We start from the raw sequence: 6,681 nt of genomic DNA, 5'->3' as shown, positions 1-6,681 counted from the left end.
TGACCTTCCGATCAAGATCAGGTTCAGGCGAAGACCACCCAGAGGGTCACTTTTGATCCGCCGTCAGAGGGTCAGAATTCAGGCGTCGCCGAGACTGGTGCGGCTGTCACTGTGGCGGCGCAACTACAGCACTGCCGAGGGGGGACCTTGCGCCGATACATCCTGCCCATTGGCCCCGAAGGCGTCGCCGCGCGAGCGTAGCGAGCTGCCGAGGGTTGCGCGGCCGTAGGCCGCTCCTTCTTGCTCTTCCCCAACGAGGGGGCCACGCCCTGCCGGCACCCGCTTGTCTTGTCGCTTGTCGCCCGCAGGACAAGGGCGCCCGCAGGCCTGCTGGGCACCGAAACCACGTCTGACCTGCGACCCGACAAGCGACAAGACAAGACAAGCGACAAGCCAGACGACAAGCGACGCGACAAGCATGTCCAGCGGCACACTGCCTGCCGCTGGACAGCTCTCCTGGGTAGTGGGGCACACCCCACTACCCAGGAGAGGACCCCAGTAGCGCGGCTCAAGAGCCGTAGTGGGGGGTTCTACTGGGGACCCCACTACCCAGTAGCGGCGGGAGCTCCCGCTGCCCCGTCCCCGCGACGGCCCAGTGGTGTGGCCGGGCCTGATAGCGATCCGGCGGTGCCCCTCTCAGAGGCACCGTACGGCGCGATTCCGGGGTCTGACCAGACAGCCGCTATCCGCTAACGTGCTGGTCACCTCGGGTTTTGGCCGCTAGCGGTGCCGCTATCGTTAGCACCCCTTGCCGCTATCGATAGCGGCAGATCGGGCCCCGAGCCGGGCCGTCTGTGGGCCGTCCGGGGGTGGCCAACGCCGACAGATGACGACAGGCAACGACGGCCGAGCCGCAGGTCAGAGGCCCGTCAGGCTCCGGTGACCGAGGCGAGGTAGGCAGCGGTCTTCTCCGGCTCATAGAAGAAGTTCTCGAAGTCGGCGGGGTCGTCGAAGCCGTTGGCGAACCGATCCGCGACCGGCTGCAGCTGCCCGGCCGCGCCGATCAGGTTCAGGATGTGCTCCGGCGGAGGCGCGAGCATCGCGTTCGTCCACTTGGTGACGTGCTGGGCGGTGGCCCAGTACCGCTCGAAGGTCGCCCGCATCCACTCCTCGTCGAACTCCTTCTCGCCCTGGTCGAGGATCGACGCGAGGTAGGCGGCCGCGCACTTGGACGCGGAGTTGGAGCCCTGCCCGGTGATCGGGTCGTTGGCGACGACGACGTCGGCCACGCCCAGGACCAGTCCCCCACCGGGCAGGCGGCCTATCGGGTTGCGCACGGTGGGCGCGTAGCGGCCGGCCAGCGTGCCACCGGCGTCGGTGAGTTCGACGTTCGTGGCGCGCGCGTACTCCCAGGGCAGGAACTTCTCCATGAGTTCCAGGGTCAGGGAGAGGTGTTCCGCCGGGTCCTTCACGCCGTTGAAGACGTCGAGCGGGCCGCCGGGTATGCCCTCCCAGAAGAGGATGTCGGCGCGCCCGGAGGTGGTGAGCGTCGGCATGACGAACAGCTCGCCGACACCGGGGACGAGGTTGCAGCGGACGGCCTCGGTGTCCGGGTGCTCGGGACGCGGGCCCAGGCCGTGGACGTAGGAGACGGCGAGGGCGCGCTGCGGTTCGCGGTAAGGGGAGCGCTCCGGGTCACGGGCGAACATCGACACCAGCTCGCCCTTGCCGGCCGAGACCAGCACGAGGTCGTACGTACGGGAGAAGTAGTCGAGGTCGCCGACGGCCGCGCCGTGGATGACGAGCTGGCCGCCGCGCTGGGCGAACGTCTCCATCCAGCCGGCCATCTTCACGCGCTGGTCGACCGACTGCGCGTACCCGTCGAGCCTGCCCAGCCAGTCGATCGCGCGCTGCGAGGGCCCCGGGTCGAACGAGCCGGGGGCCGCCACCGAGACGCCGAGTCCCTCGATCTTCGGGGCCTGGGACTCCCAGAAGTTCAGCTGGAGATCGCGCTCGTGCTGGAGTGCCGTGTGGAACATGCACTGCGTCGACATGACCCGGCCGGAACGGATCTCGTCCGCCGTCCGGTTGGACATCAGGGTGACCTCGTACCCGTGCGACTGGAGGCCGAGGGCGAGCTGGAGTCCGGACTGGCCGGCTCCGACGACGAGTATCTTCCGCATGCGGGTGATGGCTCCTAACCAGGGCTACTCGGGGGTGACGTCCAGTGCGTGGCCGACGAGGGACAGAAGGGTCTCGATCACCGAGATCTTCCGCCGCGCGTCCATGATCATGACAGGTATGTGCGCGGGGATCGTCAAGGCCTCCCGCACATCCTCCGGTTCGAAGCGGTCACTGCCGTCGAAGTGGTTGACCGCGACGACGTAGGGCATCCCGCAGCCGTCGAAGTAGTCCAGCGCCGGGAAGCAGTCCTTCAACCGTCTGGTGTCCGCGAGGACGACCGCGCCGATCGCGCCGCGCACCAGGTCGTCCCACATGAACCAGAACCGCTCCTGGCCCGGGGTGCCGAAGAGGTACAGGACCAGGTCGTCGTCGAGCGTGATGCGGCCGTAGTCCATGGCCACGGTGGTGGTGACCTTCTCCGGGGTGCCGGAGAGGTCGTCGACCTGCTCGCTGGCCTCGGTCATCAGCGCCTCCGTCTGGAGGGGCTCGATCTCCGAGACGGTACCGACGAGGGTGGTCTTGCCGACGCCGAAGCCGCCGGCCACGACTATCTTCGTGGCGATGGGGGCCCGCGTGCGGTCCGTCTGCCAGGACTTCAGGTTGTCGTCGGTCTCGACATCGACGAACGGGGGGACGCCAAAGCCGTGGCCACGGGAGGAGGCAGCGGCGGCGTCAGAGACGACGGAGTCCACTCAGCACCCTTTCCAGCAGAGCGCGGTCGGGACGGCCCGTACCGTGACCGGTCCCGGTGCCGTACACACGGATCTTTCCCTGGTCCGCGAGGTCGCTGAGGAGCACCCGGACCACGCCGAGCGGCATCTTCAGCAGCGCGGCGATCTCGGCCACCGTGCGCATCCGGCGGCACAGTTCGACGATGGCCCGCAGCTCCGGCATGACCGACTTCAGCGAGCCGTTGGTGAGCTCCTTGCGCTCCTCCGGGGCTTCCAGCGCCGCCACGAACGTCTCGACGAGGAGGACGTGGCCGAAGCGGGTCCGGCCGCCGGTGAGCGAGTACGGGCGGACCCGGGCGGCCTTGCGGTCGCCGCCGCGGACCGGGAGCTCGGGCCTGTTCGTCATCGGGCGCTCCCTGTCACGTCGTTCTCCAGCGACTGGCGTAGCTCGCTGCGGAGTTCGGGGGTCAGGACGTGGCCGGCGCGGCCGACGAACAGGGCCATGTGGTAGGCCACCACGCTCATGTCGCAGTCCGCGGAGCCGTGCACACCGAGCAGCGAACCGTCGCTGATCGACATCACGAACAGGCTGCCGTCGTCCATCGCGATCATGGTGTGTCTGGTCGCGCCGAAGTCCATGAGCTTCGCGGCGCCGAGGGTGAGGCTGCCGATGCCGGAGACGATGGTCGCGAGGTCGGCGGACGAGCCGCGCGGGCCGGAGGGTTTCCCCTCACGGGCCTCCCGCGCCTCCGCGTTCCGGTCGGCGTCGGAGGAGAGCAGGAGCAGGCCGTCGGAGGAGACCACGGCGACGGACTGGACGCCGGGGACCTCCTCGACGAGGTTGGTCAGCAGGAAGTGGAGATTGCGGGCTTCACGACTCAGTCCGAAGGTACTGGGCGCGGTCAACTGCTTGCCTCCTCGGCTGTGCCCCCCGTGGCTTCTTCGGATGCGGTGCGTTGTTCTGCGGTCGGCAGCTTGGTCTCGCCGGTCTGTTCCTTGATCTCCGCCTCCACGTCGCGGTAGCCGGCCTCCGCCCCCCGGCGGAAGCCGCCCAGCCTGCGGCGGAGGGCGTCGGCGTCCACGGACGCGTTGCGCCGGCGCGGGGCCGGGGCGGTGGGAGCGGTGATCTTGGGGGTGCGCTTGGGGAGGCCCTTGTCGGTGAGGGGCTCCTCGTCGGCGCGGGTGTGCTCGGTCTCGGCCTCGCCGTCGGCCGCGGGTGCGGCCGAGGGTGCGGGTGCGGGTGCGGACGGCTCGTCCGGTACGGGGTCCGGCCGCACCGGCTCGTGCTCATCCTGAGCCGGGTCCGGCTCTTCCCGTGCCGGGACCGGGGCCAGGAGTTCCATCGTCGTCTCGGCCGGGGATTCCGTCGTCGTCTCGGCCAGGGATTCCGTCGTCGTCTCGGCCGGGGACTCCGCCTCCGCGTGGCGTACGGCCTTCTCGGCCATGGCGACCAGGGGGTCACCGCCCTGCGAACGGCCGTTCAGGACGTTGGAGTTGACCTCCGCGTCGGCGCCGGGGAGGGAGAAGGAGTGGGTCGCGCCGGTGACCGGGCCGGTGCCGGAGGCCGGTACGGCGGACGTGGGCGCGGCGGTGAGCAGGGTCTTCGGGAGGACCACCACCGCGGCCACACCGCCCTGCTTCTGCTCGCGCAGCTGCACGCGGACGCCGTGCCGGTGCGCGAGGCGGGCCACGACGTACAGGCCGAGGCCCAGACCCTCGTCGCCCTCGTCGTACGACTCGTAGGCGGCCTCGGGATCGAAGTCGGCGAGGCGGGAGTTGAGGGTGGCCATCCGCTCGGCGGTCATGCCGATGCCCTCGTCCTGGACGGAGAGCATGACCTCGCCGCTCTCCAGGAGCCAGCCGGAGACCTCGACGGGCAGGTCGGGCGGGGAGAACGAGGTGGCGTTCTCCATCAGTTCGGCCAGCAGGTGCGAGAGGTCGTCCGCGGCGAAGCCGGCCACGTGGGCGTGCGGGGGCAGCGCGGCGATGCGGACGCGCTCGTAGCGCTCGATCTCGCTGACCGCGGCGCGGACCACGTCGACGAGGGGTACCGGCCCGGCGCTCTGCTGCACGTGTTCCGTACCGGCCAGGACGAGGAGGTTCTCGCTGTGGCGGCGCATGACCGTGGCGAAGTGGTCGAGCTTGAAGAGGGTCGCGAGGCGCTCCGGGTCCTGCTCGCGCTCCTCCAGGCCCTCGATGACGCCGAGTTGGCGCTCGACGAGGCCGAGGGTGCGCAGCGCCAGGTTGACGAAGGTGGCGCCGATGGTGGTGCGCAGTCGCTCCAACTGGGCGGTGGAATCGGCGAGTTCGCTTTTGAGCTGCTCGCGGGCGTCCGCCATCTTCTGCCGCTGGCCGACCAGGTGCTTGCGGTCGGATTCCAGGGTGGCTATCCGCTCGGCGAGCGCGACGGCGTGCGCGTGCAGGGCGTTGACGGAGCGGACGACCTGGGCGAACTCGTCGTTGCGGCCGGTGAAGGAGACCGCTTCCTCGGTGGTGGGGTCCTCGGCCCCGGCGAGCCGGGCGGAGCCGCGGCGCAGCACCGAGAGGGGGCGGGTGAGGGTGCGGGCCATGGCGGTGGCGATGCCGACGGCCAGGAGCATCAGGGCGCCGAGGATCGCGACGCGCAGCTCCAGCGCGGTGACGTCGTCGTCGCGCAGCTGGGCGAGCTCCTTGACCCGGCGGTCGAAGAGCGCGGACTCGGCGCCGCGCATGAGGTCGACGCGGGCGGAGAGGGCCGCGTCGAGCTTGCTGGTGCCGGTGCCGAGTTCGCCGTCGGTGAGGGTGGGCTGGTCGGTGAGGGCGGCGAGGTACTTGTCGGCGGAGTTGACCTCGGAGCCGGTGACCGTGGAGTCGTAGCTCGCCTTGGCGGCGGCGGGCGCGGAGTCCAGGAAGTCGGCGAGGGCCGCGTCGGAGCGCAGCCGGGCCTGCTGGGCGGCGGCGCTGAGCGCGTCGCGCTGGGCGGCGTCGGCCTTCGAGGCGACCTTCTCGGTGTTCGTCAGGCCGGTGATCGGGTCGTAGACGCTCTGGGTCGTCGTCGGCACGCTGAGCGCCGCGAGCAGCAGTCCGCGGGTGGCGGCAGCCTGCTGTACGGCGGAGTCCAGCTCGGCGAGGGAGTAGGCGCCGGCGCCCGCGCGGGCCGGCATCCTCTCGGCCAGTTCCTCGGCGAGCCGGTGGAGTTCGGTGATGGCGGCGGAGTAGGCGGTGTGCGCCTGGAGCGCGGTGTTCTTGCCGGTGAGGGCGGAGCGTCGTACGGCGGCGATGTCGTCGAGGTCGGCGCGCAGAGTGGTGGACAGGTCGCTGTCGGCGCGCAGTTCCTCGACCTGGCGGTCGACGCGGGCGCTCGACTGCTCGCCGGGCGCCTTCGACCTGGGGCGCCCGGCCGCGATGTAGGGGGTGACCTCGTCGCGTTCGTCGGCGAGCGCGTGGGCGAGGTCGAGGGCGTCCTGGGTCTGCTCGGCGAGTGTCACCAGGTCCTGGGAGTCCTGGAGTTCGCCGGAGGCGGTGACGAGGGAGGGGGCGCCGGCCCCGGCGATCGCGGCGGCCACGACGGCGACGGCGAGAATCAGCCGCGTGCGGACGTGGGTGGGGCGGCCCTTGCCGACAGGAGTCTCGGGGGCGCCGGGCGTGGCGGGTGTGCGCTCCGCGCCGTTGCCGGAGGCCGTCTGCTTGCCTGTGCGACGAGGCCGCGTCTTCTGCACCGCTGCTCGCATTCCTGAACTCGTGATACCCATGGGCCCGGGGTGACGCTCCGTCAACTGGTGTGCACACCGGGGTACGGTTCCCGACCCTCCCAGCGCCGGTGGGCGGTGGTCGCGCATCGCCAGAGCCGCCACCCGAAGGAGTGAACCCCGGAGGGGAGTTGGCGGGCAAGTTCCTGCGGCACACG

The 6,681-nt window shown here is 70.8% G+C and carries 5 protein-coding genes; all 5 read right to left on the bottom strand.

Features of this window, described 5'->3' with window-relative positions:
• Window positions 1–869: 869 nt before the first annotated feature.
• From ABZT02_RS42965 to ABZT02_RS42945, 5 genes are read right to left on the bottom strand one after another with little or no spacing between them, the layout of a single operon-like run.
• Window positions 870–2,123 (bottom strand): styrene monooxygenase/indole monooxygenase family protein, encoded by a 1,254-nt coding sequence (locus ABZT02_RS42965; protein WP_356028184.1) that lies wholly within the window; start codon window positions 2,121–2,123, stop codon window positions 870–872.
• A gap of 24 nt (window positions 2,124–2,147) precedes the next feature.
• A complete protein-coding gene (locus ABZT02_RS42960; RefSeq protein ID WP_356028182.1) occupies window positions 2,148–2,816 on the bottom strand; it encodes an ATP/GTP-binding protein in 669 nt (222 codons plus the stop codon).
• Window positions 2,797–3,201: a DUF742 domain-containing protein gene (locus ABZT02_RS42955; RefSeq protein ID WP_356028179.1), complete on the bottom strand. Its 405-nt coding sequence runs from the start codon at window positions 3,199–3,201 to the stop codon at window positions 2,797–2,799. The genes ABZT02_RS42960 and ABZT02_RS42955 overlap by 20 nt, the downstream gene beginning before the upstream one ends.
• Complete coding sequence (locus tag ABZT02_RS42950; protein ID WP_356028177.1) at window positions 3,198–3,701, bottom strand: roadblock/LC7 domain-containing protein; 504 nt, start codon at window positions 3,699–3,701, stop codon at window positions 3,198–3,200. Before ABZT02_RS42950 ends, ABZT02_RS42955 begins: the two co-directional genes overlap by 4 nt.
• Window positions 3,698–6,493, bottom strand: a complete 2,796-nt coding sequence (locus tag ABZT02_RS42945) for a nitrate- and nitrite sensing domain-containing protein (protein ID WP_356028175.1) — start codon at window positions 6,491–6,493, stop codon at window positions 3,698–3,700. The genes ABZT02_RS42950 and ABZT02_RS42945 overlap by 4 nt, the downstream gene beginning before the upstream one ends.
• Window positions 6,494–6,681 lie beyond the last annotated feature (188 nt).

The organism is Streptomyces sp. NPDC005402 (assembly GCF_040606575.1).
Lineage (GTDB): Bacteria > Actinomycetota > Actinomycetes > Streptomycetales > Streptomycetaceae > Streptomyces.
This window is presented reverse-complemented; position numbering and strand designations above follow the sequence as displayed.